Genomic DNA, 25,954 nt, shown 5'->3' on the forward strand with positions numbered 1-25,954 from the left:
GGATGAAAAAGGTACGTAACAAGTCGCTTAACCAGTTTCAGCTGATCGGTGGGTTGTCTGTCCTGAGCGCGTTGACGATTTCCGGAACGGCGTCTGCAATGGAGCCTTTCAAGGCCAGCGAGCACATGACCGGTGACTGGGGTGGTCTGCGTCAAGAGCTGTATGACAAGGGTTACGACTTCCCGATCGAGTATGTAGGCGAAGCCGCCTCCAACCTCAACGGTGGTTACAACGACGACAGAACCGGCCGCTACAGCGACCAGTTTGCGTTTGGCGTTCAGATGGACCTGCAAAAAATCCTCGGCTGGCACGACGCAGAGTTCAAGCTCGCGATCACCGAGCGTAGTGGCAACAACATTTCCAACGACCGTATCGGCGATCCGCGTGCCGGCACGCTCAGCTCCTCCCAGGAAGTCTGGGGCCGTGGCCAGACCTGGCGTCTGACCCAGATGTGGGTCAAGCAGAAGTACTTCGACGGCAAACTGGACATCAAGGTCGGCCGTTTCGGCGAAGGCGAAGACTTCAACAGCTTCCCTTGCGACTTCCAGAACCTGTCGTTCTGCGGCTCGCAAGTCGGTAACTACGTAAACACCTGGTACAACTGGCCGGTCAGCCAGTGGGCTGCACGCGTGAAGTACAACATCACGCCTGAGTTGTTCGCCCAGATCGGTGTCTACGAGCAGAACCCTTCGTACCTCGAAACCGGCAACAGCTTCAAGCTCAGCGGCAGCGGCTCCAAAGGCACCGTCGTACCGGTTGAAGTGGTGTGGTCGCCAAGCGTCAACTCGCTGCCAGGCGAATACCGTCTGGGCTACTACGTGAGCAATCCGAGCGCCGACGATCTCTACGAGAACGAAAACGGCCAGCCTCAGGCGACTGCTGGCGGTGACTTCAAGTCTCACAAAGACAAGCACGGCTGGTGGGTCGTGGCTCAGCAACAGCTGACCGCGCACAACGGCGACGCATCCCGTGGTCTGAGCATTTTCGCCAACGCGACTGTGCATGACAAAGCCACCAACTTCGTCGACAACTACCAGCAGGTCGGCTTCGTTTACAAAGGCCCGTTCGATGCACGTCCGAAGGATGACATCGGTATCGGCGTCGCGCGTATCCACGTGAACGATGATGCTCAGGACAACCGTCGCCTGGTCAACGCCGTCAACGGTATCGAAGACTACGACAACCCAGGCTATCTGCCGATCCAGAAGACCGAATACAACTCGGAAATCTACTACGGCGTGCACGTAACCGACTGGCTGACCGTGCGTCCCAACCTGCAGTACGTGAAGAGCCCGGGCGGTGTGGACGACGTTCAGAACGCACTGGTTGCCGGTATCAAGATTCAGTCGAAGTTCTAAGTTAAAGCGGACGCTCCTCCGCGCTCCACAAACGATCAAGGGTCGTGTGTGCTTTACGGGCAGCCTGGCTGCCCGTTTTTTTTCCGCTATTTATTCCGCAGCAATGGCTCCGTGTTCGGAGCATTTTTTCTCGCGTGACGAGTGACCGCAATCTGGAGTGCTACCACGATGCCCTTCAGGGATTCCGGCTCAACCGAGCATCCTCTTCAGCGTTTTTTCACTTCGGTGCGACCGCAACCGACTTTTCAGTGGGAACGCTACCAACAGCGCGATGTGCTGGTGATCAACCATGCCCAGTGCCAGGCCGTGTTCAGTCGGCAGGGCGCTCAACTCCTGCATTTCGAACCTGCCGGGCAGAAGCCGTGGTTGTGGTGTGCTGCCCATTGGCCTCTGGTCGGTGCGATCCGCGGCGGCGTGCCGGTCAGTTGGCCCTGGGTCGGGCGTCATCCGGGGGAGAGTGGCTGGCCGGCGAATGGCTGGGGCCGGCTGCTCGACTGGAAACTGGTTGAAAGCCATGAGCACGCGCTGGGAGTGACCTTGCGCTGGCAGCTCAGATTGTGGGACTGGCAGGCCGAGCTCTTCGCTGAGCTGGGGCAGGCGATGGACCTGCGCCTTGAAACGCGTCACGACGACAGCGAGCCTTGCCACTTCGGCCATGGCTTGCACGCCTATTGGCGCATCAGCGACGTGGCAGATGTTGCGCTCCAAGGGCTCGACGGTGCCCACGGCTACGATGAACTCAGCCGCAGCGCCTGCGAGCAGCGGGGCGAGCTACGGGTCCAGGGCAGTTGTCAGCGGGTATTCGAGCATGCCGGACTGCTTGAGCTACAGGATGACACCTGGCAGCGGCGTCTGTGCATCGACACCGGAGACAGCGACAGCACGGTGGTCTGGCATCCCGGCAGCCGACCCTTGCTCGGTGTGGGTGGCGATGAAGCCATGGGCTTCTTGCGTATCGAGGCGGCGTCAGGTGTTGATGATTGCCTCAGCCTGGCGCCCGGGCAGCACGCCAGTCTGAGCCTGCAGGCCACTCTGGTTCACTGAGTGTCGAGGCGGGGATCGCCTCCCAGTGAGGCGTTCCCTCAATTCAACTCATCGTCCGCGGGATACCGGCTCGCGTTCAGGCTTTCCTTGATCTTGCGCAGGTGTGGCTGGAAGTCGACGCCCCGACGCAGGGTCATGCCCGTTGCCAGCACATCCAGCACCGTCAGCTGGACGATCCTCGACGTCATGGGCATATAGATGTCGGTGTCTTCGGGCAGCGGGATGTTCAGGCTCAGCGTGCTGGCCTTTGCCAGCGGCGAGTCGGCGGCGGTGAGGCCCAGCACTGACGCGCCGTTCTCCCGGGCGATCCGCGCCACTTCCACCAGCTCGCGGGTGCGCCCAGTGTAGGAAATGATCACAAACAGCTCGCCGGTGTGCGCCACCGAGGCCAGCATGCGCTGCACCAGCACGTCGGCATGGGCCGTGACCGCGAGATTGAAGCGGAAGAATTTGTGCTGCGCGTCCAATGCCACAGGCGCCGAAGCCCCGAGGCCGAAGAAGTGGATCTGCCGCGCCTGAATCAACAAGTCGACCGCTTTGCTGATCAGGTTGGGATCAAGCACCTGGCACACGCTGTCGAGGGACGCGATGGCACTGCCGAAAATCTTGCGGGTGTAGGCTTCCGGGTTGTCATCGGCTTCCACCGCGCGGCTGACGTAGGCGGCGCCGCTGGCCAGGCTCTGGGCCAGCTGAAGTTTCAGCTCCGGATAGCCGCTGACATCGAATGAGCGGCAGAAGCGGTTGACCGTCGGTTCACTGACTTTCGCAGCCTGTGCCAGCGCAGCGATGCTGAAACGGGTGGCCTGCTGCGGATTGCTCAGAATCGCCTCGGCGACCTTGCGCTCGGCCTTGTTCAGCTCTTCCAGGCGACTCTGGATCTGCTCCAGAAGATTGCGTACGCGGTCCATTGTTTGTCCTTCTGATGAAACGGCGACAGGCCGGTGGACAGGCCTTTATTTGAAGAGTGGGAATTTGGCCTTTAGCCTGTCGCAAAGGTGGCCTATCGTACTGAGGGCCTGTGGTGATCACCACTCTAATGTGATTCTGGTGGGGATGTTGTGGTTATTACTACATTCGGCCTTGAGTAACGCCTTTAAAAAAGGTATTTGTAGCTTAACTTGATAAAAGAACCAACATTATGCTCTCGATTACGGTTGAACCGTGCACTTTTGCGTTGTTTGGCGCCTTGGGTGACCTGGCGGTACGCAAACTGTTTCCTGCGTTGTATCAGCTTGACCGAGCTGGACTGCTGCATGCCGAGACCCGAATTATTGCGTTGGCCCGTGAGCCCGGCACTCCTGAGGAGCACTTGGCCTACATCGATAAAAGCCTGCGTCGCTTTGTTCCCGAGGCGCAGCTTGAGACCGAACACGTGGAGCGTTTTCAGGCCCGCCTGAGTTACCTGCACGTCGACTTTCTCAAGGGCGAGGATTACGTCGCGCTCGCCGAAGCCGTGGGCGACGCGCCGACCATGATTGCCTACTTCGCGACCCCGGCGTCGGTCTATGGCGCCATCTGCGAAAACCTCGCGCTGGTTGGCCTGACCGATCGCACCCGCGCCGTGCTGGAAAAACCCATTGGCCACGACCTCGCGTCGTCGCGCCGGGTGAACGATGCCGTTGCCAAGTTCCTGCCTGAAACCCGTATCTACCGGATCGACCACTACCTGGGCAAGGACACGGTGCAGAACCTCATTGCCCTGCGGTTTGCCAACAGCCTGTTCGAGACGCAGTGGAACCAGAACCACATTTCTCACGTGGAAATCACCGTGGCGGAAAAGGTCGGCATCGAAGGGCGTTGGGGCTATTTCGACCAGGCCGGTCAGCTGCGCGACATGATCCAGAATCACTTGCTGCAGCTGCTGTGCCTGATCGCGATGGACCCGCCCAGCGACCTGTCCGCCGACAGCATCCGTGACGAGAAGGTGAAAGTGCTCAAGGCACTGGCGCCGTTCACCCCGGAGCGTCTCGCCACACAGGTGGTGCGTGGTCAGTACATCGCCGGCTACAGCGAGGGCAAGCCGGTGCCGGGCTATCTGGAGGAAGAAAACTCCAATACCCAGAGCGACACGGAAACCTTCGTCGCCATTCGTGCCGACATCCGTAACTGGCGCTGGTCAGGCGTGCCGTTCTACCTGCGTACCGGCAAGCGCATGCCGCAAAAGCTCTCGCAGATCGTGATCCACTTCAAAGAGCCGCCGCATTACATCTTCGCCCCAGAGCAGCGCTTGCAGATCAGCAACCGACTGATTATCCGCCTGCAGCCCGATGAAGGCATCTCGCTGCAAGTGATGACCAAGGATCAGGGCCTGGACAAGGGCATGCAGCTGCGCAGCAACCCTTTGCAACTGAGCTTCTCCGACGCCTACCGCAGCGCCCGCGTGCCGGACGCCTACGAGCGGTTGTTGCTGGAGGTCATGCGTGGCAATCAGAACCTGTTTGTCCGCAAAGACGAAATTGAATACGCCTGGCAATGGTGTGACCAGTTGATCGCTGGCTGGAAAAAGGCGGGCGATGCGCCCAAGCCTTACCCGGCCGGTTCCTGGGGGCCGATGAGCTCCATTGCTCTTATTACGCGTGACGGGAGGTCCTGGTATGGCGATATGTGAACTTGAATTTCCGGCGGGCCTGAAGGCCCACGAATTCGATAGCCCCGAAGTTTTGGCGAACGCGCTGGCTGATCAGGTGGCCGAGCGACTGACGGCTGCGATTTCCAGCAACCCCCACGGCACGGCCACGTTGGTGGTGTCGGGCGGCAAAAGTCCGGTGGCGTTTTTCAAGGCGCTGGCGCAGAAGCCGCTCGAGTGGTCGAAAGTCTGCGTGAGCCTGGCCGACGAGCGTTGGGTACCGACCGAGCACGCCGACAGCAACGAAGGCCTGCTCAAGCGTTTCCTGCTTCAGGGCCCGGCGGCCGAGGCGCGGTTCTTTAGCCTGTACCGTGCGACCACGACAGTGGATGAAGCCGCGGCTGCAACGGACGAAGCGCTCAAGGCGCTGCCGAACATCGACGTGCTCATTCTGGGGATGGGGGACGACGGCCACACCGCGTCGCTGTTCCCCGACAGTCCGCATCTGAAGGAAGCGCTGGACCTCAATAGCGAGCGTCGTTGCCTGCCCATGCTCGCGCCGACCGTCCCGCATCAGCGCCTGACCCTGACACGTCCGGTCCTGGCATCGGCAGCGACCACCATTCTGTCCGTTTCCGGCCAGGCCAAACTCGACACACTGCGCGCTGCACTGGCAGGCGATGACCTTGCCGAAATGCCGGTGCGCGCGTTCCTCAACCCGTCTCTAGAGATCTACTGGTGCCCATAAGCAAAGGATCAGCCGCCATGAAAAATACCCAAGTGAAACAGCCGTTGAATAGCATGGCGAGCAAGATTGCCCAGATCGACGCACTCTGCGCAAAAGCGAAGATTCTGCCGGTCATTACCATTGCCCGTGAACAGGATGTTCTGCCGCTGGCCGATGCCCTGGCCGCTGGCGGTCTGAATGCGCTGGAAATCACCCTGCGTTCGGAGTTCGGCCTCAAAGCCATTCGCATGCTGCGTGACGCGCGCCCTGAGCTGAGCGTTGGCGCCGGCACCATCCTTGACCGCCATATGCTCAAAGCGGCCGAGGAAGCGGGTTCACAGTTCATCGTCACCCCCGGCAGCACCCAGGATCTGCTGGAAGCCGCCGCGCTGAGCGAATTGCCGCTGCTGCCAGGCATCAGTAGCGCTTCGGAAATCATGATCGGTTACGCGCTGGGTTATCGCCGCTTCAAGCTGTTTCCGGCGGAAATCAGTGGCGGTGTGGGTGCCATCAAGGCGCTTGGCGGCCCCTTCCCGGAAGTGCGCTTTTGCCCAACCGGCGGCGTCAGTGCGGCCAACTTGAAAAGCTATATGGCGCTGCCCAACGTGATGTGCGTTGGCGGCACCTGGATGATCGATAACGCGTGGGTGAAGAACGGCGACTGGCAGCGGATTACCGACGCCACTGCCGAAGCCATCGCGTTGTTCGACTGAGTCAGGATTTGCCGGTCAGGCGCAGGCTCCGACAGCTTTCGTTCAAGTGGAGGCTGTTTAACTGCTGAGCATGATCCGTTTATGGCGCCCTGTCGGGGCGTTGCTGCAGAAGTCGTTGTTGCATGGCTTTTTTACGGTGTTCCTTGGTCGGGAACGCCTTTTTTTTGCGCTTTTTATACGCGATACATATGTACCGCACAGGCGGTGGCAGGAGCGCTTATCTTTGCCGCTCCTTTGTAGTTCGTTTCTCGATGGATTTACGGCGCCTCCGTCATGGAGGCGCCGTCTTTTTTTCTACGGGCTTATCGAAGGCGCTGATCCCGGTGCCGCCTATCGAGGCAGACCTCAAGCCAGCGCGCGGAGTGCTGCTACCAGCTGTTCAACGTCTTTTGCCGACGTGGTGAATCCCGGCGTGATGCGGATGCACGTCCCACAGGCCGAGCCTTCCCGCGTCACTGCAAAAATGCCGTGCTCATCGAGCAGTCGCTTGACCATGAGTTCCTGATCCGCGTGACGGCTGAACCGGAAAGACGTGATGCCGCAATAGAGCCGAGGGTCGTCCGGGGTTAACACGTCGATGCCATCGATGCTGCGCGCTTGAGTCACCCACAGGTCTCGCAGGTAGGCCAAACGTGCGCCTTTGGCCGGTGCGCCGCCCATGGCGCGATGCTCGGCGAAGACTTTGGGCAGGGTCATCAATGCCGGAATATTCGGCGTCCCGTAAGGCACGCGCCCAAGGATGTCGTCCGCACCATAGCGCTCGTCTGCCATGTCGGGATCGATGGCGCTCAGGCGGTCCTGCTTCACATAAATGAAGCCCAGGCTCAGCGGCGCGCCAATCCATTTCTGCAGGTTGAAGCCGGCGAACGACACGCCAAGGTCAGCCAGTTCGAAATCCAGCAGGCCCAAGGCATGGGCGCCATCCAGAATGACTTCGATGCCGTGGGCTTTGGCGAGCTCGGCGATGGCCTTCACCGGCATTACCAGCCCGGTCCGGTGGGTGACGTAAGTCAGCGCCACCAGCTTGAGCCGTGGATGTGCGGCAAAGGCGTCGCGGTAAGTTTGCAGCAGCGCATCATGGCTCGCAGGGTGCTGATGAGTGACCTCAATCACTTCCACGCCACGGTTTTTCGCCAGCCAGCGCATGCCGGTCTGTACGCTGTTGTAATCCAGGTCGCTGACCAGCACCTGGTCGCCTGCCGCGAGCCCGTTGTAGTTGCGAATCAGCGCTTGCACCGACTCCGAGGCGGAACGGGTGAGGGCGACTTCGCGGACGGGTACGTTCAGCAGATCGGCAAGGTCGGCGCGAATGATCTCGCTGTCGTCGGTATCGAACTTCTGCCGCACGTAGACCGAGTTGCTGCGATTGACGTAAGAGAGGTTCTGCTCGTAATCCTTGAGTGCCGCGCGGGTCATGCGGCCAAAATAGCCGTATTCGAAATTGACCGGCCCAGGCTCCACGTCGTACTGCGCCGCGACCTGCTGCCAGAACCCTTCGTCCCGAGCCTGTTCATCCGCCAAATCCGTTATTGCGTATGCAGTGCTGTTCATCACGCGGCTCGCTTTTATCAATGGACGTTTAGTTGAAGCGTATGGGGGCTTTTGAGGGACCTGGACGCAAAGGCTCGCGAGGTCGGGTGCGCAAGGGGTCCAGCAGTGCCGAGAGACCGTTGTGATCAATCTCGTGCATGAGCGCCAGCAGGCTGCCCAGTTCCCCGGCGGGAAACCCCTGGCGGGCGAACCAGTTCAGGTAGTCCCCAGGCAGATCTGCCAGCAACCGACCCTGATACTTGCCGAACGGCATGTCGCGCGTGACCAACAGCTTGAGTTTCTCTGGATTCATTCAAAAACCGCTTATCCGTTCGAGTGAACCTGAAAGATACGTGCATTCTGCAATTGCTCAAACACACAGATCATGCATAAAGCGCGGAACAACTGTCGCTTGATATTGTTAACTGATTGAAAAATATAGGTATTTAATGCTGTGGAAAGCTGGCATGCACAATGCAATATCCCCTCTATCGAATGTTTCATTAACTCAACCTTTGATAAACCTGCCAGAAAGGAACCGCAAAATGTCGGATATCAACAAAGAAGCCATCTCTGTTCTGAATGACTTGATCGAGACCAGCATTGACGGTGAGAAAGGTTTTCACACTGCCGCTGAAGATGCCAAGAACCCGGAAATCAAGGCTTACCTGCTTTCGCGTTCCTCCGGCTGCAAGACTTCGGTTGCCGAATTGCAAGCTGAGGTCCGCGCATTGGGCGGCGATCCAGAAGACTCCTCCAGCATCGCGGGCGGCGCACACCGTCTGTGGGTCAACCTGAAAAGCGCTCTGAGCGGCAAGAACGACGAAGCGGTCCTGAACGAAGTCGAAAGCGGCGAAGACCACGCCCTGAAGGCTTACAAAAAAGCTGCTCAGGAAGCGACCGAGAAGAACCTGCCAGTCAACGTTACGAGCCTGATCCAGCGTCAGCTGCAGGGCGTGCAAGCGAACCACGACAAGGTCAAAGCCCTGCGTGACACCGTTCGTGCTGCCAACAAGTAATTTGCAGCAGGTTCGAAAAAACGCCAGCCAGTCTGGCGTTTTTTTATGTCTGCAGTTCGGCGGAAGGCGGGTCGTACGCTCCGACTTCTACCCGATTTCTGCCATTTCTTTTGGCGCGATACAGAGCCCGGTCAGCGGCTTGAAACAAAGCCCCGGGCAAGTCGTGGGTCACCGGCAGATGCGTGGCGACGCCGATGCTCACGGTGATGGGCGCTGTGTCATTGGCGAACGGCGGCAGCGCTTCGATTGCCAGACGCAGCTTTTCTGCGATAACGCAGGCACCTGCCTTGTCGGTCTCTGGTAGCACTACCATGAATTCCTCACCGCCGTAGCGCGCGGCCAGGTCACCCGGCCTGCGAATGCTGGCAGCCAGTGTCTGAGCAACACTGCGCAAGGCGACGTCGCCGCCATGATGCCCATGGCGGTCATTGAACGCCTTGAAGTGGTCTACGTCGATCATCAGGAGCGCCAAAGGTCGCCCTGAACGTATCCCGCGCGCCCATTCCTGCGCGAGCGCCTGATCCAGCCTGCGGCGATTAGCCAAACCCGTCAGCCCATCCGTGGACGCCAGACCAGCCAGTTCGCGCTCGGCGTTCTGGCGCAACCGCAGTTGGCGGCCCAACAGCCACGACAGCGAAAGGATGCCGATACACAGCAGACCGGTGGCGCCCGCCACCAGCAGGGCATTGCGCTTCCACACGGCGTAGACATCATCCTGCGATTGAGCGACCACGACGATCAACGGCAAATCCCCGACCCGTGAGAACGTGTACAGCCGCTTGGCGCCGTCGAGTTCGGACACGGCGGCAAAGCTGCCGTTGACCTCGTCCAGAATGCGTTTGAAATTGGGACGCATACTGAAGTTCTGGCCGACAAAGGTGCGATTGTTTTCATCGGGTTGGCGGGCGAGCAGCACGCCATCTGCGCTGAGCAAGTTGACGGTGCTGGTGGGGCCGATGTCCAGCGTGCGAAACAGCTGGTTGAAATACGACAGGCGCATTGATGCACTGGCGATGCCGATGAACTGGCCGGTGTCGGAGGGGAGACGCCGACTGAAACTGATGCACAGGTCCTTGAAGCCCCAGCGCGACAGGAACGGTCCGTCTACCACCAGCGCCAGCGAGCTGCTCTCCCGGTGTTTTTGAAAGCCTGGCCGATCGGAAAAGTTGTCCAGTCGAGGCGTTAGAGAAGTGGAATCGGCAACGATGCGCCCGGTTTCATCGAGCAGCACCAGATCGCCCTTGTAGGGCGCCGCCGTAGCCCGGTCGAACAGCACCAACTGCCGTAACTCCGGCGAAATCGTCATGACATCGGGTCGTCGCCATGCAGCGATCAGGCCCTGAAGAGAGGTGTCGTACAGCTCGGCGTTACGCTGCACATCCGCATCGATCAACTGCACCACGTTGTTCGCCGAGCGCACGGCGGCTTCGTTGGCGGTGCCCAGCTCCCGAAACAACAACCAAGTGACGATGGCCAGGATGGCTCCCACCGCCAGGGCGCTGCCCAGCATCAGCATCTTCTCGGACCCTGATCTGATCCCTCGCGCTAATGGAGGCATGGCTGTCAGTGGCATCGATCATCTCTGACGGGGAAGGAAAGCGTCGTGCAGCGGTAAGGCTTATTCGCCTTCGTCGAACTTGTTGTTGATCAGTTCTACCAACCCGGCCAGGGCGGCATCGGCTTCGTCACCTTCGGTGGCCAGGTGGATCAGGGTGCCTTTCCCGGCAGCCAGCATCATGACGGCCATGATGCTTTTGCCATCGACCATGGTCTCCGGCGTGCGACCGACCCTGATCTGGCAAGGGTACTTGCCGGCGACACCCACGAATTTGGCGGCGGCCCGGGCGTGCAGACCCAGCTTGTTGGTGATGGTGATTTCTAGAGCGGGCATCGCGAGGGAGGTCCTTTCAGCTTAGGTCGCGGTGGCGGACCTGAACATTCTTGAGCGATTGCTGCAGCACCTGACCCAGACGTTCAGTCAGGTAGACAGAGCGGTGATGTCCGCCGGTGCAGCCAATGGCAATAGTGACGTAGGCGCGGTTGCTGGCGGCGAAGCGCGGCAACCACTTATTGAGGTACGAAAAGATGTCCTGGAACATTTCCTCGACGTCCGGTTGAGCGGCCAGGTAATCGGCCACCGGCTTGTCGAGGCCCGACTGCTCACGCAGTTCGGGCTTCCAGTACGGGTTCGGCAGGCAGCGCACGTCGAACACCAGATCGGCATCCACGGGCATGCCACGCTTGAAGCCAAAGGATTCGATGAGGAAGGCAGTGCCCGGCTCGGGTTTGTTCAGCAGGCGCAACTTGAGGATGTCGCGCAACTGATAGAGATTAAGGTGCGTGGTGTCGACCGTCAGGTCAGCCAGATCGATGATCGGACCCAGCAGGGTTTTCTCGTCACGGATCGCTTCGGCCAGCGAGCGCGTCGCCGTGCTCAGCGGATGACGGCGACGGGTCTCGGAAAAGCGCTTGAGAAGGGTAGGTTCATCGGCATCGAGGAACAGCACGTCGCACTGGATGTGCCGGGCGCGAACCTCGGCGAGCATGCGCGGGAATCGCGTCAGGTGACTGGGCAGGTTGCGTGCGTCGATCGAGACCGCCAGCAGGGGCTCAGCCAGTTCGCTGTTGATCAGCGCGCGTTCGGCCAGCTCCGGCAGCAGGCCGGCAGGCAGGTTGTCGACGCAGTAGAAACCGCTGTCTTCAAGGACATCGAGGGCTGTGCTCTTGCCGGAGCCGGAGCGGCCGCTGACGATGATCATGCGCATGGTCAGTGACCGTTCTGGACGTCGAGCACGACGTTGTAGAGCTCTTCAGCGGTTTTGGCACCGCGCAGCCGCTTACGCACATCCTCACGGTCGAGCATGCTGGCGATCTGGCGGAGCAATTCAAGGTGAGCATCGGTGGCCGCTTCCGGGACAAGCAGCACAAACAGCAGGTCAACCGGAGCGCCGTCGATGGCGTCGAAATCGATGGGCTTTTCCAGATGCAGTACGGCGCTGACAGGCGTTGAACAGCCCTTCAGCCGACAGTGGGGAATGGCGATGCCGTTACCGAATCCGGTGGAACCGAGCTTTTCACGGGCAATGAGGCTTTCAAACACCTCCTGCTCATCCAGATCAGGCACTTGCGTGCCGATCATTTTGGCGATGTTCTGGAGTACAGCTTTTTTGCTGCCGCCTGGCACGTTCACGAGTGAACGGCCAGGGGTCAGGATATTTTCAAGTCGGATCATGGGTGGGGAGTGTCAGCGAGCAGTCGCGCCTTGCAGCAGACTTTGCTGTTTTTCCTTATGTTTTTTGAGTTGGCGGTCAAGCTTGTCGGCAAGCAGGTCAATGGCTGCATACATGTCGTCGTGTTCGGCGTTGGCAACCACTTCAGCGCCAGGAACGTGCAGGGTGGCTTCGATTTTCTGCTTGAGCTTCTCGACCTCCATGGTGACCTGCACATTCGTGATCTTGTCAAAGTGGCGTTCCAATCGGGCGAGTTTCTCGCCGATGTAGGTACGCAGAGGTTCAGTCACTTCCAGCTGGTGTCCACTGATGTTGACTTGCATACAGCTTCTCCTTCGTTGCCAGTGCATTAAGAGGCAGGCGTAATGCCTGCCACTGGAACGCTTTGACGTGTGACCTTTACATCAGTCGCTTGCGTTCGCTGGACGGCGAGATCCCGAGGGATTCGCGGTACTTGGCGACTGTGCGACGGGCCACTTGAATGCCTTGTGCTTCCAGTAAACCAGCGATCTTGCTGTCACTCAACGGCTTTTTCTGATTTTCCGCGGCGACCAGTTTTTTGATGATCGCGCGAATCGCCGTGGACGAGCACTCGCCGCCTTCGGAGGTGCTGACGTGGCTGGAAAAGAAATATTTGAGTTCGTAAATCCCGCGCGGCGTGTGCATGAACTTCTGCGTGGTCACCCGGGAAATCGTCGATTCGTGCATGCCAACCGCTTCAGCAATGTCATGCAGAACCAGCGGCTTCATGGCCTCGTCCCCGTACTCCAGAAAGCCGCGCTGGTGTTCGACGATCTGCGTGGCCACCTTCATCAGCGTCTCGTTGCGGCTCTGCAGGCTCTTGATGAACCAGCGCGCCTCTTGCAGCTGATTGCGCATGAACGTGTTGTCGGCACTGGTATCGGCTCGACGCACAAAGCCTGCATATTGCGGATTGACCCGCAGGCGCGGCACGGATTCCTGGTTCAGCTCCACCAACCAGCGCTCGTTGTCCTTGCGCACGATGACGTCAGGTACGACGTATTCGGGTTCGCTGGATTCGATCTGCGAGCCGGGGCGCGGGTTGAGACTCTGGACCAGCTCGATGACCTGGCGCAGGTCGTCTTCCTTGAGCTTCATGCGGCGCATCAGTTGCGCGTAGTCGCGGCTGCCCAACAGATCGATGTACTCGCTGACCAGCTTCTGCGCTTCTGCCAGCCACTTGGTTTTGGCCGGCAACTGGCGAAGTTGCAGCAGCAGGCATTCGCTCAGGTTGCGAGCGCCGATGCCCGCAGGCTCGAACTGCTGGATGCGGTGCAGAACGGCTTCGATTTCGTCCAGCTCGATATCGAGCTCGGGATCGAACGCGTCGAGCAATTCGTCGAGTGTTTCGTCGAGGTAGCCCTGGTTGTTGATGCAATCGATCAGGGTCACGGCGATCAGGCGATCGGTGTCCGACATCGGCGCCAGATTGAGCTGCCAGAGCAGGTGGCTTTGCAGGCTCTCGCCAACGGAGGTGCGGGTGGTGAAATCCCACTCGTCATCATCATTGCTGGGCAGGCTGCTGGCGCTGGTCTGATAGACGTCTTCCCACGCCGTGTCGACCGGCAGTTCGTTGGGGATGCGCTCGTTCCAGTCACCCTCATCCAGATTGTCGACGGTAGGCGCAGACTCCTGATAAGTGGGTTCCTGAACGTCAGCGTTGGGCTTTTGCTCTACGTTATCGGCCAAGGGGTCGGCGTTGTCGAAATCGTCGCCTTCCTCCTGCCGTTCCAGCATCGGGTTCGACTCCAGCGCCTCCTGAATCTCCTGTTGGAGATCCAGCGTCGACAACTGAAGCAAGCGGATTGCCTGTTGCAGCTGAGGTGTCATCGTCAGCTGCTGGCCCATTCTCAAGACTAGCGAAGGTTTCATGGCAGGGCTTAACACCTTATTCGCCGGCGCACTGCGCGCCATTTACTACCAGGGCGCCGATGGCGCCAACTTAAGCAAATTATATGCCTGAAGCTGGAGGGTTTGCCTAGAGTGTGATGACAATTAAAAAACGAGGTCGGCGATGGCATCCGTTACGGGAGGGCGCACGACCTCATGTCATCACTGCGGTTACAGGCGGAACTCGTGACCCAGATACACTTCCTTGACCAACTGGTTGGCCAGGATGGACTCGGCGTCGCCTTCGGCAATCAGCTGGCCATCGTTGACGATGTAGGCGGTTTCGCAGATATCCAGCGTTTCACGCACGTTGTGGTCAGTGATCAGCACGCCGATCCCTTTGGCCTTGAGGTGGTGAATGATCTGCTTGATGTCGCCTACCGAAATAGGGTCAACACCGGCAAACGGTTCGTCGAGCAGAATGAATTTCGGCGAAGTGGCGAGGGCGCGTGCAATTTCCACACGGCGACGTTCCCCGCCCGACAGGCTCATACCCAGGTTGTCGCGGATGTGGGTAATGTGAAATTCCTGCAGCAGGCTTTCCAGCTCTTTGCGGCGGGCCGCGCGATCAAGCTCCTTGCGAGTCTCAAGGATCGCCATGATGTTGTCCGAGACGGAAAGCTTGCGAAAGATCGACGCTTCCTGTGGCAGGTAGCCAATACCGGCCCGGGCGCGGCCATGCATCGGCTGGTGGCTGACATCCTGGTCGTCGATCAGCACGCGACCCTGATCCGCCTGAACCAGGCCGACGATCATGTAGAAGCAGGTGGTCTTGCCGGCGCCGTTGGGGCCGAGCAGGCCAACGATCTGGCCGCTCTCGATGGACAGGCTGACGTCACGTACCACCTGGCGGCTTTTATAGGCCTTGGCCAGGTGTTGGGCTTTCAGCGTTGCCATTACTGGGCCTTCTGCTGGTCGGTTTTCTTTTTCGGCTGGATGACCATGTCGATGCGAGGGCGTGGTGCGGTGACCTTGGTGCCGTTGGCGCGGCCGGCGTTCACGACCTGCTTGACGGTGTCATAGACAATTTTCTCGCCTTCGGACGTGTTGCCATCGTTGACCACTTTGGCTTTGTCGATCAGCACGATGCGGTTCTGCGCCGCGAAGTATTGAATAGTGACACCCCAGGCCTGAACGATCGGCTTGTCCACCGATGGCTTCTGCTCGTAGTAGGCCAGGTTGCCCACGGACGTGAACACGTCCACGTCGCCTTGCGGCGTGCGGGTGATGGTCACAGTGTTGCCGGTGATCTTCATCGTGCCCTGGGTGATGATGACATTGCCTTTGTACGTGGCGATGCCTTGCTTGTCGTCCAGCTGCGCGTCATCCGACTGGATGTGGATGGGTTGATCGCGATCCGTCGGCAGAGACCAGGCGCTCGCGCTTCCCAGTGCTGCGCCCAGGCCGAGCAAAAAAGGAAGGGTTTTAACGAGCCTCATACTGTCCTCTTACGTTGGATAGCAGGTTCATCCTGCTTTCTTTCAGATACGCTTTCATACCCGTGCCGGTCGTTACACCGCCAAGGCCGTCGATTCTAACGGGTTGGGCAGTCTCCGCATATTGCTTCTGCGGGAATACAGTCATGCGGCTGCTTGTGATGATAGTGGTGCGGTTCTTTTCGTCGGTGCGGTTGATGCGCACCGAGTCGATCAGCTCGACGTGATCACCGCCCGGCGACACTTCGGCGCGAACGCTCTGTACGTGCCACGGGAAGGTCGAACCTCGATACATCTGCAGCACCGGCGTGGTCATCAGGGTGACGTCGGTGGCTTTGAGGTGCTCGACCTTGTCGGCGGTCATGTCGTACTGCATGGTCCCGTCGGGCAGGTACTGAATGCTGTGGGCGTTGGTCGCATAGTAATCGACAGCGCTTTCATCCACGGCAGCCTTGGGTTGATCGAGGAAGCTCTCCGGACTGATGTTCCAGTAGCCGACCGCTGCCAGCAGCAGTGCCAGCACGCCGAACAGCAGAAATGTTCGAAACTTTTTGCTCAGCATAAATGCACTTCTATAGGTAGGCGGCGTGAGCCGCTTCGAGGTTGCCCTGAGCTTTCAGGATCAACTCGCAGAATTCGCGGGCAGCGCCTTCGCCGCCACGTGCCTGGGTGGTGCCGTGGGCATGCTCGCGGACGAAGCCGGCAGCGTTGGCAACGGCCATGCCCAGACCGACCCGGCGAATGACCGGCAGATCAGGCAAATCGTCACCCAGATACGCGACCTGTTCGTAGCTTAGATTCAGTTGCTGCAAAAGCTCATCGAGAACCACGAGTTTGTCTTCTCGGCCCTGATAAAGATGTGCGATGCCGAGGTTCTTCGCCCGCCGCTCAACCACGGGGGTCTTGCGTCCGCTGATGATGGCGGTGGTAACGCCCGAGTTGATGAGCATCTTGATGCCCTGGCCATCGAGCGTGTTGAACGTCTTGAATTCGCTGCCGTCTTCGAGGAAATACAGGCGCCCGTCGGTGAGCACGCCATCGACATCGAAGATCGCCAGTTTGATGTTCTTGCCGCGTTGCATCAGGTCATTCATATCGGCGCTCATTTACATGACTCCTGCGCGGAGCAGGTCTTGAAGGTTGAACGCGCCAACAGGGCGATCGTTCTCGTCGACCACGATGAGTGCGCCGATCTTGTTGTCTTCCATGATTTTCAAGGCTTCGGCCGCAAGCATCTCCGGGCGCACGGTCTTGCCATGGACGGTCATCACTTCATCGATGCTGGCCTGGCGGATGTCGATCGGGCGATCCAGGGTGCGACGCAAATCACCGTCCGTGAAGATACCGGCAAGGCGGCCATCGCTCTCGATGATGGCGGTCATGCCCAGCCCCTTGCGGGTCATTTCCATCAGAGAATCGCGAAGCGGCGTGCCCCGCGCAACCTGCGGGAGGTCGACGCCAGTGTGCATGACATGCTCGACCTTCAACAGCAGCCGACGACCCAGCGCACCGCCCGGGTGGGAAAAAGCGAAGTCTTCGGCGGTGAAGCCTCTGGCGTCCAGCAGCGCAACGGCCAGGGCGTCGCCCATGACCAGCGCCGCCGTGGTGGAGGAGGTGGGCGCCAGATTCAGCGGGCAGGCTTCTTTTTCGACCCGCGCATTGAGGTTGACGTCTGCGGCCTTGGCCAGCGTTGACTCCGGGTTGCCGGTCAGGCTGATCATCTTGATGCCCAGGCGCTTGATCAGCGGAAGCAGCGTGACGATTTCAGCCGTCGTTCCCGAATTGGACAGGGCCAGAATGATGTCGGCGCTGGTGATCATGCCCATGTCGCCGTGGCTGGCCTCAGCCGGGTGCACAAAAAACGAAGGGGTGCCGGTGCTGGCAAGGGTGGCGGCGATCTTCTTGCCGATATGCCCGGACTTACCCATGCCGACCACGACTACGCGGCCCTGGCTGCCCAGGATCATGTCGCACGCGCTGACGAAATCGGCATTGATGTGCGCAAGCAAACCTTCCACTGCTTCTATTTCAAGGCGGATGGTGCTCTGTGCCGATTCAATCAGATTGCGCGCAGTGGACATATCGGAAGGGGTCGCTTGGTGAAAAGCCGGGGATTATAGCGGCAATGTTCAAAAGCCTCACGCTTCATCGGTGCTGTTTGTTTAATGAAGGGACACGTCCTTCAGCAACTGCGTGATAAAGGCTGACGAAGGATAAGAAAATTCCACACCGTCCTTAATACCCTTCTTTGTTTGCGACTTGACACGTTGGAGCTTGGGCGGCGTGCGACAGCGGTGGTATAGTCCGCCGCTTGTTCGGCCCCTCCAAAAGTGTGTCGTTCGTCAAGAACGCGGCATCTGAGAGACAGGTTGCATCGCAAGGAGTTTAGATGAGTGCCGATAACGCCTACGCGGTCGAGCTGAAGGGCGTTTCCTTCAAGCGCGGTGCGCGCAGCATCTTCAATAATGTGGACATCCGCATCCCCCGGGGCAAAGTCACCGGCATCATGGGGCCGTCGGGCAGTGGTAAAACCACCCTGCTGCGATTGATGGGCGCACAACTGCGTCCGAGCGCAGGTGAAGTCTGGGTCAATGGCCAGAACTTGCCGAAGCTTTCGCGCAGCGATCTTTTCGATGCGCGCAAGCAAATGGGCGTGCTCTTTCAGAGCGGCGCGCTGTTCACCGACCTCGACGTTTTCGAAAACGTGGCGTTCCCGCTGCGGGTTCACACCAAGCTGCCTGAAGACATGATCCGCGACATCGTCCTGCTGAAACTGCAGGCGGTCGGGCTTCGTGGCGCCGTCGACCTGATGCCCGACGAATTGTCGGGTGGCATGAAGCGCCGTGTTGCGCTGGCGCGTGCCATCGCGCTGGACCCCCAGATCCTCATGTATGACGAACCCTTCGTCGGCCAGGACCCGATCGCCATGGGCGTGCTGGTTCGTTTGATCCGGCTGCTCAATGATGCGCTGGGCATCACCAGTATTGTGGTGTCCCACGACCTCGCCGAGACCGCCAGCATCGCCGACTACCTCTATGTCGTTGGTGACGGTCAGGTGCTGGGGCAGGGCACGCCGCAGGAACTGATGGAGTCGGATAACCCTCGTATACGTCAGTTCATGACGGGTGATCCCGACGGGCCGGTGCCTTTCCATTATCCGGCGCCGGATTATCGCGACGATCTTTTGGGGAAGCGCTGATGCGCAGAAAGTCTTTAATGGATCGCGTACGCCTGATGGGGCGTTCGGCGATCGATATAGTTGCAGTGCTGGGTCGTTCAGGGATTTTTCTGGTTCATGCGTTGCTTGGGCGCGGCGGAATCGGCGGCGGTTTTCAGCTGCTGGTTCGTCAGCTGCACTCTGTGGGCGTCATGTCCCTGGCCATCATTGTCGTGTCCGGCGTGTTCATCGGCATGGTACTGGCGTTGCAAGGCTTCAGCATTCTTGCCAAGTATGGCTCTGAACAGGCTGTGGGGCAGATGGTTGCCCTGACGCTGCTGCGTGAATTAGGGCCGGTCGTTACTGCTCTATTGTTCGCCGGTCGTGCAGGCTCTGCTCTGACCGCTGAAATCGGCAACATGAAATCCACCGAGCAGCTGTCCAGCCTTGAGATGATCGGCGTTGACCCGCTCAAATACATCGTTGCGCCGCGTCTGTGGGCCGGCTTCATCTCACTGCCGGTACTGGCACTGATTTTCAGTGTGGTGGGCATTTGGGGTGGTTCGTGGGTGGCGGTCGACTGGCTGGGCGTCTACGAAGGCTCCTTCTGGGCCAACATGCAGAACAGCGTTTCGTTTTCCGATGATGTACTCAACGGTGTCATCAAGAGCGTCGTGTTCGCTTTTGTCGTCACCTGGATTGCCGTGTTCCAGGGCTACGACTGCGAGCCCACGTCCGAAGGGATCAGTCGCGCCACGACCAAGACCGTGGTCTACGCCTCGTTGGCCGTACTGGGCCTGGATTTTATTATGACCGCCTTGATGTTTGGAGACTTCTGATGCAAAACCGCACCCTCGAAACCGGTGTAGGCCTGTTTCTGCTGGCCGGGATCCTGGCTTTGCTCCTGCTCGCCCTGCGCGTCAGCGGTCTGAGCGCCAGCGCCACCAACGACAGTTATAAACTTTATGCAAATTTCGACAATATCGCCGGTTTGACTGTCAGAGCGAAAGTGACCATGGCCGGTGTGACCATCGGCAAGGTCACTGCAATCGATCTGGATCACGATACCTTCACCGGTCGTGTGACGATGGAAGTGGACAAGCGGGTCAACAACCTGCCTTCGGACTCCACCGCTTCTATCCTGACCGCAGGCCTGCTGGGTGAAAAATACGTCGGCATCAGTGTCGGTGGCGATGACCAGCTGTTGAAAGACGGCGGCGTCATCCATGACACCCAGTCCTCGTTGGTACTCGAAGACCTGATCGGTAAATTCCTGCTCAATTCAGTGGGCAAAGACGCCAAATGAGGAGTTTTTTCATGATCTCGATTCTGCGCCGTGGCCTTCTGGTGCTACTGGCCGCCCTGCCTTTGTTCGCTAACGCAGCAGCGTCCGATTCCGCTCACGATCTTGTTGATCGCACCACCAAACAATTGTTGGCCGATCTGTCCGCCAACAAGGAAACCTACAAGTCCAATCCCCAAGCCTTTTACGATGCCCTTAACGGCATCGTTGGCCCTGTCATCGACGCTGACGGCATCTCCAAAAGCATCATGACCGTGAAGTATTCGCGCAACGCCACCCCGGCGCAGATGCAACGCTTCCAGGATAACTTCAAGCGCAGCCTGATCCAGTTCTATGGCAACGCGCTGCTCGAGTACAACAATCAGGGCATCACGGTTTCTCCGGCCAAGCAGGAAGCGGCTGATCGCACGTCCGTTGACATGTCCGTGAAGGGCAACAACGGCGCGGTCTACCCTGTTTCCTACACCCTCGTGAAACTCGGCGGTGAATGGAAGGTGCGGAACGTGATCATCAACGGCATCAACATCGGCAAGCTGTTCCGCGATCAGTTCGCTGACGCCATGCAGCGCAACGGTAACAACCTGGACAAAACCATTGACGGTTGGGCTGGCGAAGTCGCCAAGGCCAAGGAGACCTCCGAAGCCTCCAGCGACAAGGTCGTCAAATGAGTCAAGCGTCTGTCATTGCCGCTGGCGCCGGAGAGCTGATGCTCTCCGGCGTGATCGACTATCGGACCGGCCCGGCCTTGCGTGAGCAGGGTGCGGCGCTGATCAAGTCAAATACCGCAGCGACCCTGACACTGGATTGCTCCGGCGTCGAAAAGTCCAGCAGTGTCGGCCTGGCTTTGCTTCTTGCGTTCATGCGTGATGCGCAGGCCGCGGGCAAGTCAGTCACCGTCCGCGCGTTGCCTGAAGACATGCAGGAAATCGCCAAAGTCTCTGAGCTGACCGAGCTGTTGCAGCATCACTAATTGCTTTCATCGATCAAGCCCCTCGTCCGGCCCCTGCAAAGTAGGGTTCGCAACGAGAGGGCTTTTTTGTATGATGGCCGACCCGCGCGCGTAGGGCGCCGATAGAGGTTAAGCATGCAGGCCGTAGAAGTTAAAAGCTTCCTGGAAGCTAAGTTGCCAGATATCCAGGTCGAAGTTGAGGGCGAAGGCTGCAATTTCCAGCTGAACGTAATCAGCGATGAACTGGCCGCACTGAGCCCGGTCAAGCGCCAGCAGCAGATCTACACGCATTTGAACCCATGGATCGCCGATGGCAGCATCCACGCGGTCACCATGAAATTTTTCAGCCGCGCTGCATGGGCCGAGCGCACCTGAGCCAACACGGCGTCGAGATTCCAATGGATAAACTGATTATTACTGGCGGCATTCGTCTTGACGGCGAAATCCGCATCTCCGGGGCGAAAAACTCTGCCCTGCCGATTCTCGCAGCCACGCTGCTGGCTGATGGTCCTGTGACCGTCGCCAACCTGCCGCACCTGCACGACATCACTACCATGATCGAGCTGTTCGGTCGCATGGGCATCGAGCCGATCATCGACGAGAAGCTCAGCGTCGAAATCGACCCGCGCACCATCAAGACCCTGGTCGCTCCGTACGAGCTGGTGAAAACCATGCGTGCGTCGATCCTCGTGCTGGGCCCGATGGTTGCCCGTTTCGGTGAAGCCGAAGTGGCGCTGCCTGGCGGTTGCGCCATTGGTTCACGTCCGGTCGATCTGCACATCCGTGGTCTGGAAGCCATGGGCGCGGTCATCGACGTCGAAGGCGGCTACATCAAGGCCAAGGCGCCGGAAGGCGGCCTGCGTGGCGCGAACTTCTTCTTCGACACCGTCAGCGTGACCGGTACCGAGAACATCATGATGGCTGCTGCACTGGCCAACGGCCGCAGCGTCCTGCAAAACGCCGCCCGTGAGCCTGAAGTCGTCGATCTGGCGAACTTCATCAACGCCATGGGCGGTAAAGTCTCTGGCGCCGGCACCGACACCATCACCATCGATGGCGTCAAACGCCTGGGTTCGGCGACCTATCGCGTCATGCCCGACCGTATCGAAACCGGCACCTATCTGGTGGCGGCGGCGGCAACCGGCGGCCGTGTGAAACTCAAGGACACCGACCCGACGATTCTCGAAGCCGTACTCGAGAAGCTTCGTGAATCCGGCGCCGAGATCACCACCGGCAAGGATTGGATCGAGCTGAACATGCACGGCAAACGTCCGAAAGCGGTCAACGTGCGCACTGCGCCGTACCCGGCCTTCCCGACCGACATGCAGGCGCAGTTCATCTCGCTGAACGCCATCGCCGAAGGCACCGGTGCGGTCATCGAGACCATCTTCGAAAACCGCTTCATGCACGTGTATGAAATGCACCGCATGGGCGCGCAGATTCAGGTCGAAGGCAACACCGCGATCGTCACCGGCTGCACCAAGCTCAAGGGCGCGCCAGTCATGGCGACCGACCTGCGTGCTTCGGCAAGCCTGGTCATTTCGGCGCTGGTTGCCGAAGGCGACACGCTGATCGACCGTATCTACCACATCGACCGTGGTTACGAGTGCATCGAAGAAAAACTGCAGATGCTGGGCGCGAAGATCCGTCGCGTTCCGGGCTAGTCAGCTGCTGCGCGTTCGCCCGGGTCAATGTCATCGACGCGGGCGACGTGTCTGGCCATCGCGCCAAGACTTTCTGATTCGTTTCACTCCGGCTCCTTGAGCCGGAGGTTGCCGGGCGCCAGTCGCGACCCGGCACGCGCTGCTGATAAGGACTGACGTTTCCCATGTTGACCATCGCACTGTCCAAGGGCCGTATCCTCGACGACACTTTGCCGCTGCTCGCTGCTGCGGGCATCGTGCCGACCGAGAATCCGGACAAGAGCCGCAAGCTGATCATCCCCACGACCCAGGCCGACGTGCGCTTGCTGATTGTGCGGGCCACCGACGTGCCGACCTATGTCGAGCATGGCGCTGCGGATCTCGGCGTCGCAGGCAAGGACGTGCTGATGGAGTACGGGGGTCAGGGGCTGTATGAGCCGCTTGACCTGCAAATCGCCCAGTGCAAGCTGATGACCGCAGGCGCAGTTGGCGCCGTCGAACCCAAGGGTCGGCTGCGCGTTGCAACCAAGTTCGTCAATGTTGCCAAGCGCTACTACGCCGAACAGGGCCGTCAGGTCGACATCATCAAGCTGTATGGCTCCATGGAGCTCGCGCCGCTGGTGGGTCTGGCCGACAAGATCATCGACGTCGTCGACACCGGCAACACGCTGCGTGCCAACGGTCTCGAACCCCAGGACATGATTGCCCACATCAGTTCGCGTCTGGTAGTGAATAAGGCATCCATGAAAATGCAGCACGCCCGCATTCAGTCGCTGATCGACACCCTGCGCACTGCCGTGGAGTCGCGACACCGCGGTTGACTGTTTCGCGTGACCCTCAACGGGATCACGCCCAGCTATCCGTGTCATAGCCAAATTTCTCAGGTGCCCGCGCGGATGGCTTGCTAGCTTAGGCATCTGCCTATCCTTGCAACTGAAATCGCCACCTGAGAAATCGCCATCATTGAGGCCCACGCTATGACCACTCCCAACGCTATTCGCCGACTCAACGCTGCCGATCCGGACTTTGCCCGTCATCTGGATCATCTGCTGAGCTGGGAAAGTGTGTCTGACGACTCGGTCAATGAGCGTGTGCTGGACATCATCAAGAACGTGCGTGAGCGCGGCGATGCGGCGCTGGTGGAGTACACCCGCCGTTTCGACGGCCTGGACGTCGCGTCGATGGCGGACCTGATCCTGCCGCGCGAGCGTCTGGAGCTGGCACTGACCCGCATCACGCCCGCCCAGCGCCAGGCCCTCGAGAAAGCAGCTGACCGTGTGCGCAGTTACCACGAGCGGCAGAAGCAGGATTCCTGGAGCTACACCGAAGCTGACGGCACCGTGCTCGGCCAGAAGGTCACTCCGCTGGATCGCGCCGGGCTTTACGTCCCGGGCGGTAAAGCGTCTTACCCGTCTTCGGTGTTGATGAACGCCATTCCGGCCAAAGTCGCCGGCGTGGGCGAGGTGGTCATGGTCGTACCAACCCCGCGCGGTGAGCTCAACGAGCTGGTACTGGCGGCGGCCTGCATCGCCGGCGTCGATCGCGTGTTCACCATCGGCGGCGCGCAGGCAGTTGCGGCGCTGGCGTATGGCACTGAAAGCGTCCCGAAAGTGGACAAGGTTGTGGGCCCGGGCAACATCTATGTGGCCACTGCCAAGCGTCACGTCTTTGGTCAGGTGGGCATCGACATGATCGCCGGCCCGTCGGAGATTCTGGTGGTGTGCGACGGCCAGACCGATCCGGACTGGATCGCCATGGACCTGTTCTCCCAGGCCGAGCACGATGAAGACGCCCAGGCGATTTTGGTCAGCCCGGATGCGGAATTCCTTGATCGCGTCGCGGCCAGCATCGCCAGATTGATGCCGACGATGGAGCGCGCGGAAATCATTCAGACCTCGATCAATGGCCGCGGCGCCTTGATCAAAGTCGCCGACATGACTCAGGCCATTGAAGTCGCCAACCGGATTGCGCCGGAGCACCTGGAGTTGTCGGTGGCAGATCCTGAGGCCTGGCTGCCGCAGATTCGCCACGCCGGCGCGGTCTTCATGGGCCGCCACACGTCCGAAGCGCTGGGTGACTACTGCGCCGGTCCCAACCATGTGCTGCCAACATCGGGCACCGCGCGGTTCTCATCGCCCTTGGGCGTGTACGATTTCCAGAAACGCTCATCGATCATTTTCTGCTCGGAGCAGGGCGCGTCCGAGCTGGGCAAAACGGCCTCGGTGCTGGCACGTGGCGAGTCATTGACCGCCCACGCCCGCAGCGCCGAATACCGCATCGTCGACACCGAACAAGAGGGCAACTGAACATGAGCAAATTCTGGAGTCCCTTCGTCAACGACCTGGTGCCGTATGTGCCGGGCGAGCAGCCCAAGCTGACCAAGCTGGTGAAGCTCAACACCAATGAAAACCCCTATGGCCCGTCGCCCAAGGCGATCGATGCCATGCGTGCTGCAATCAGTGACGAACTGCGTCTATACCCCGACCCAAACAGCGATCTGCTGAAGCAGGCGGTGGCGCGTTATTACGGCGTAGACGCCAGTCGCGTGTTCCTCGGCAACGGTTCGGACGAAGTACTGGCCCACGCTTATAACGCGTTTTTCCGGCAGGATAAGCCGCTGCTGTTTCCGGACATCAGCTACAGCTTCTATCCGGTGTACTGCGGCCTGTATGGCGTCGATTACCAAGCCGTGCCGCTGGACGAGCAGTTTCAGATTCGCGTCGAAGATTACGCTCGCCCCAATGGCGGGATCATTTTCCCGAACCCCAACGCACCCACCGGCTGCCTGTTGGCCCTCGATGCCGTTGAGCAAATCCTCAAAAACAGCCCGGATTCAGTGGTGATCGTCGACGAAGCGTATATCGACTTCGGCGGCGAGACCGCGATCAGTCTGGTGGATCGCTACCCGAACCTGCTGGTCACTCAAACGCTGTCCAAATCGCGCTCACTCGCCGGGCTGCGGGTGGGCCTTGCGGTGGGGCATCCGGACCTGATCGAAGCGCTGGAACGGGTCAAGAACAGCTTCAACTCGTATCCCCTGGACCGAATGGCCATTGTCGGCGCAGCAGCGGCATTCGATGACTGTGAGTATTTCGAGCACACCTGCCAGCGCGTCATTGCCAGCCGTGAAGCGCTTGTCGAGCAGTTGGAGGGCAAGGGCTTTGAAGTACTGCCCTCGGCGGCGAACTTCATTTTCGCCCGCCACCCTCAGCATGACGCGGCCGGTCTGGCGGCAAAGGTGCGCGAGCAGGGTGTGATCGTGCGCCACTTCAAGCAGGCGCGCATCGCGCAGTTCCTGCGCATCACCATCGGCACGCCTGAACAGAACCAGGCGCTAGTGGATGCGTTGGGGGATTTGTCGAACTGAG

At 59.6% G+C, this 25,954-nt stretch carries 30 protein-coding genes; 16 read left to right on the plus strand and 14 right to left on the minus strand.

Features of this window, described 5'->3' with window-relative positions; genetic code table 11:
- Positions 1-2: 2 nt before the first annotated feature.
- Together AC3ISG_RS04300 and AC3ISG_RS04305 are read left to right on the plus strand one after the other, a co-directional pair.
- Complete coding sequence (locus AC3ISG_RS04300; protein WP_122535893.1) at positions 3-1,358, plus strand: carbohydrate porin; 1,356 nt, start codon at positions 3-5, stop codon at positions 1,356-1,358.
- Positions 1,359-1,526: 168 nt separating this feature from the next.
- Positions 1,527-2,402: an aldose epimerase family protein gene (locus tag AC3ISG_RS04305; protein WP_489298588.1), complete on the plus strand. Its 876-nt coding sequence runs from the start codon at positions 1,527-1,529 to the stop codon at positions 2,400-2,402.
- 38 nt (positions 2,403-2,440) lie between these two features.
- Here AC3ISG_RS04305 and AC3ISG_RS04310 read toward each other — a convergent pair whose 3' ends face one another.
- Positions 2,441-3,310, minus strand: a complete 870-nt coding sequence (locus AC3ISG_RS04310) for a MurR/RpiR family transcriptional regulator (protein ID WP_065992054.1) — start codon at positions 3,308-3,310, stop codon at positions 2,441-2,443.
- 230 nt (positions 3,311-3,540) lie between these two features.
- On the opposite strand from AC3ISG_RS04310, the gene zwf reads away from it, so the two are divergent.
- Genes zwf through AC3ISG_RS04325 form a run of 3 tightly spaced genes read left to right on the plus strand, consistent with a single transcriptional unit; the run spans position 3,541 to position 6,408 of the window.
- Positions 3,541-5,010: a glucose-6-phosphate dehydrogenase gene (gene zwf, locus AC3ISG_RS04315; RefSeq protein ID WP_122535895.1), complete on the plus strand. Its 1,470-nt coding sequence runs from the start codon at positions 3,541-3,543 to the stop codon at positions 5,008-5,010.
- A complete protein-coding gene (pgl, locus tag AC3ISG_RS04320) occupies positions 4,997-5,716 on the plus strand; it encodes a 6-phosphogluconolactonase (RefSeq protein ID WP_489298589.1) in 720 nt (239 codons plus the stop codon). Before zwf ends, pgl begins: the two co-directional genes overlap by 14 nt.
- A gap of 17 nt (positions 5,717-5,733) precedes the next feature.
- Positions 5,734-6,408 carry a bifunctional 4-hydroxy-2-oxoglutarate aldolase/2-dehydro-3-deoxy-phosphogluconate aldolase gene (locus AC3ISG_RS04325; RefSeq protein ID WP_489298590.1) on the plus strand — a complete coding sequence of 225 codons (675 nt, stop codon included), beginning with the start codon at positions 5,734-5,736 and terminating at the stop codon, positions 6,406-6,408.
- Between the two features lie 345 nt (positions 6,409-6,753).
- On the opposite strand, the gene AC3ISG_RS04330 is transcribed toward AC3ISG_RS04325, so the two are convergent.
- A complete protein-coding gene (locus tag AC3ISG_RS04330) occupies positions 6,754-7,959 on the minus strand; it encodes an aminotransferase class V-fold PLP-dependent enzyme (RefSeq protein ID WP_489298591.1) in 1,206 nt (401 codons plus the stop codon).
- Between the two features lie 28 nt (positions 7,960-7,987).
- Positions 7,988-8,251, minus strand: coding sequence for a DUF3820 family protein (locus AC3ISG_RS04335; protein ID WP_122535899.1), 264 nt, complete (start codon positions 8,249-8,251; stop codon positions 7,988-7,990).
- A 232-nt stretch (positions 8,252-8,483) separates the two neighbouring features.
- On the opposite strand from AC3ISG_RS04335, the gene AC3ISG_RS04340 reads away from it, so the two are divergent.
- A complete protein-coding gene (locus tag AC3ISG_RS04340; RefSeq protein WP_122535900.1) occupies positions 8,484-8,957 on the plus strand; it encodes a PA2169 family four-helix-bundle protein in 474 nt (157 codons plus the stop codon).
- Positions 8,958-9,000: 43 nt separating this feature from the next.
- Here the strand turns inward: AC3ISG_RS04340 and AC3ISG_RS04345 are convergent, their stop codons facing one another.
- From AC3ISG_RS04345 to AC3ISG_RS04395, 11 genes are all read right to left on the minus strand, one after another.
- Positions 9,001-10,530, minus strand: a complete 1,530-nt coding sequence (locus AC3ISG_RS04345; protein ID WP_163021987.1) for a sensor domain-containing diguanylate cyclase — start codon at positions 10,528-10,530, stop codon at positions 9,001-9,003.
- Positions 10,531-10,575: 45 nt separating this feature from the next.
- A complete protein-coding gene (locus AC3ISG_RS04350) occupies positions 10,576-10,848 on the minus strand; it encodes an HPr family phosphocarrier protein (RefSeq protein WP_489298592.1) in 273 nt (90 codons plus the stop codon).
- Positions 10,849-10,864: 16 nt separating this feature from the next.
- The gene (gene rapZ / locus AC3ISG_RS04355) at positions 10,865-11,722 is read right to left on the minus strand and encodes an RNase adapter RapZ (RefSeq protein ID WP_122535903.1); all 858 of its coding nucleotides are present in this window, start codon (positions 11,720-11,722) and stop codon (positions 10,865-10,867) included.
- 2 nt (positions 11,723-11,724) lie between these two features.
- Positions 11,725-12,189: a PTS IIA-like nitrogen regulatory protein PtsN gene (ptsN, locus tag AC3ISG_RS04360; protein ID WP_489298593.1), complete on the minus strand. Its 465-nt coding sequence runs from the start codon at positions 12,187-12,189 to the stop codon at positions 11,725-11,727.
- Positions 12,190-12,201: 12 nt separating this feature from the next.
- Positions 12,202-12,510, minus strand: a complete 309-nt coding sequence (gene hpf / locus AC3ISG_RS04365) for a ribosome hibernation-promoting factor, HPF/YfiA family (protein WP_037014798.1) — start codon at positions 12,508-12,510, stop codon at positions 12,202-12,204.
- A 76-nt stretch (positions 12,511-12,586) separates the two neighbouring features.
- Complete coding sequence (locus tag AC3ISG_RS04370; RefSeq protein ID WP_122622499.1) at positions 12,587-14,080, minus strand: RNA polymerase factor sigma-54; 1,494 nt, start codon at positions 14,078-14,080, stop codon at positions 12,587-12,589.
- A 189-nt stretch (positions 14,081-14,269) separates the two neighbouring features.
- On the minus strand, positions 14,270-14,995 hold the full coding sequence (gene lptB, locus AC3ISG_RS04375; protein ID WP_074884367.1) for an LPS export ABC transporter ATP-binding protein: 726 nt from the start codon (positions 14,993-14,995) through the stop codon (positions 14,270-14,272).
- Positions 14,995-15,537 carry a lipopolysaccharide transport periplasmic protein LptA gene (gene lptA / locus AC3ISG_RS04380; RefSeq protein ID WP_037014791.1) on the minus strand — a complete coding sequence of 181 codons (543 nt, stop codon included), beginning with the start codon at positions 15,535-15,537 and terminating at the stop codon, positions 14,995-14,997. The genes lptB and lptA overlap by 1 nt, the downstream gene beginning before the upstream one ends.
- Positions 15,524-16,096: an LPS export ABC transporter periplasmic protein LptC gene (gene lptC / locus AC3ISG_RS04385; protein WP_037014789.1), complete on the minus strand. Its 573-nt coding sequence runs from the start codon at positions 16,094-16,096 to the stop codon at positions 15,524-15,526. The genes lptA and lptC overlap by 14 nt, the downstream gene beginning before the upstream one ends.
- 10 nt (positions 16,097-16,106) lie before the next feature.
- The gene (kdsC, locus tag AC3ISG_RS04390) at positions 16,107-16,640 is read right to left on the minus strand and encodes a 3-deoxy-manno-octulosonate-8-phosphatase KdsC (protein ID WP_172609601.1); all 534 of its coding nucleotides are present in this window, start codon (positions 16,638-16,640) and stop codon (positions 16,107-16,109) included.
- Positions 16,641-17,615, minus strand: coding sequence for a KpsF/GutQ family sugar-phosphate isomerase (locus AC3ISG_RS04395; protein WP_122622498.1), 975 nt, complete (start codon positions 17,613-17,615; stop codon positions 16,641-16,643).
- A 308-nt stretch (positions 17,616-17,923) separates the two neighbouring features.
- On the opposite strand from AC3ISG_RS04395, the gene AC3ISG_RS04400 reads away from it, so the two are divergent.
- The 10 genes from AC3ISG_RS04400 to hisC all read left to right on the plus strand — a co-directional run bounded on the left by AC3ISG_RS04400 (position 17,924) and on the right by hisC (position 25,953).
- Positions 17,924-18,733: an ATP-binding cassette domain-containing protein gene (locus AC3ISG_RS04400; RefSeq protein ID WP_122535907.1), complete on the plus strand. Its 810-nt coding sequence runs from the start codon at positions 17,924-17,926 to the stop codon at positions 18,731-18,733.
- A complete protein-coding gene (mlaE, locus tag AC3ISG_RS04405) occupies positions 18,733-19,530 on the plus strand; it encodes a lipid asymmetry maintenance ABC transporter permease subunit MlaE (protein WP_122535908.1) in 798 nt (265 codons plus the stop codon). Before AC3ISG_RS04400 ends, mlaE begins: the two co-directional genes overlap by 1 nt.
- Positions 19,530-19,997, plus strand: coding sequence for an outer membrane lipid asymmetry maintenance protein MlaD (gene mlaD, locus AC3ISG_RS04410; protein ID WP_122535909.1), 468 nt, complete (start codon positions 19,530-19,532; stop codon positions 19,995-19,997). The genes mlaE and mlaD overlap by 1 nt, the downstream gene beginning before the upstream one ends.
- Positions 19,998-20,008: 11 nt before the next feature.
- Complete coding sequence (locus AC3ISG_RS04415) at positions 20,009-20,662, plus strand: MlaC/ttg2D family ABC transporter substrate-binding protein (protein ID WP_122535910.1); 654 nt, start codon at positions 20,009-20,011, stop codon at positions 20,660-20,662.
- A complete protein-coding gene (locus AC3ISG_RS04420) occupies positions 20,659-20,964 on the plus strand; it encodes an STAS domain-containing protein (protein ID WP_122535911.1) in 306 nt (101 codons plus the stop codon). The genes AC3ISG_RS04415 and AC3ISG_RS04420 overlap by 4 nt, the downstream gene beginning before the upstream one ends.
- Positions 20,965-21,078: 114 nt before the next feature.
- Positions 21,079-21,318, plus strand: a complete 240-nt coding sequence (locus tag AC3ISG_RS04425; RefSeq protein ID WP_065992095.1) for a BolA family protein — start codon at positions 21,079-21,081, stop codon at positions 21,316-21,318.
- Between the two features lie 23 nt (positions 21,319-21,341).
- Complete coding sequence (gene murA / locus AC3ISG_RS04430) at positions 21,342-22,607, plus strand: UDP-N-acetylglucosamine 1-carboxyvinyltransferase (RefSeq protein WP_122536135.1); 1,266 nt, start codon at positions 21,342-21,344, stop codon at positions 22,605-22,607.
- Between the two features lie 164 nt (positions 22,608-22,771).
- Positions 22,772-23,407, plus strand: a complete 636-nt coding sequence (gene hisG / locus AC3ISG_RS04435) for an ATP phosphoribosyltransferase (RefSeq protein ID WP_065992096.1) — start codon at positions 22,772-22,774, stop codon at positions 23,405-23,407.
- 156 nt (positions 23,408-23,563) lie between these two features.
- Positions 23,564-24,892 carry a histidinol dehydrogenase gene (hisD, locus tag AC3ISG_RS04440; RefSeq protein ID WP_489298594.1) on the plus strand — a complete coding sequence of 443 codons (1,329 nt, stop codon included), beginning with the start codon at positions 23,564-23,566 and terminating at the stop codon, positions 24,890-24,892.
- 2 nt (positions 24,893-24,894) lie between these two features.
- Complete coding sequence (gene hisC / locus AC3ISG_RS04445; RefSeq protein ID WP_489298595.1) at positions 24,895-25,953, plus strand: histidinol-phosphate transaminase; 1,059 nt, start codon at positions 24,895-24,897, stop codon at positions 25,951-25,953.
- The last annotated feature ends 1 nt before the right edge of the window (position 25,954 follow it).

Source organism: Pseudomonas sp. GL_135, assembly GCF_057834665.1.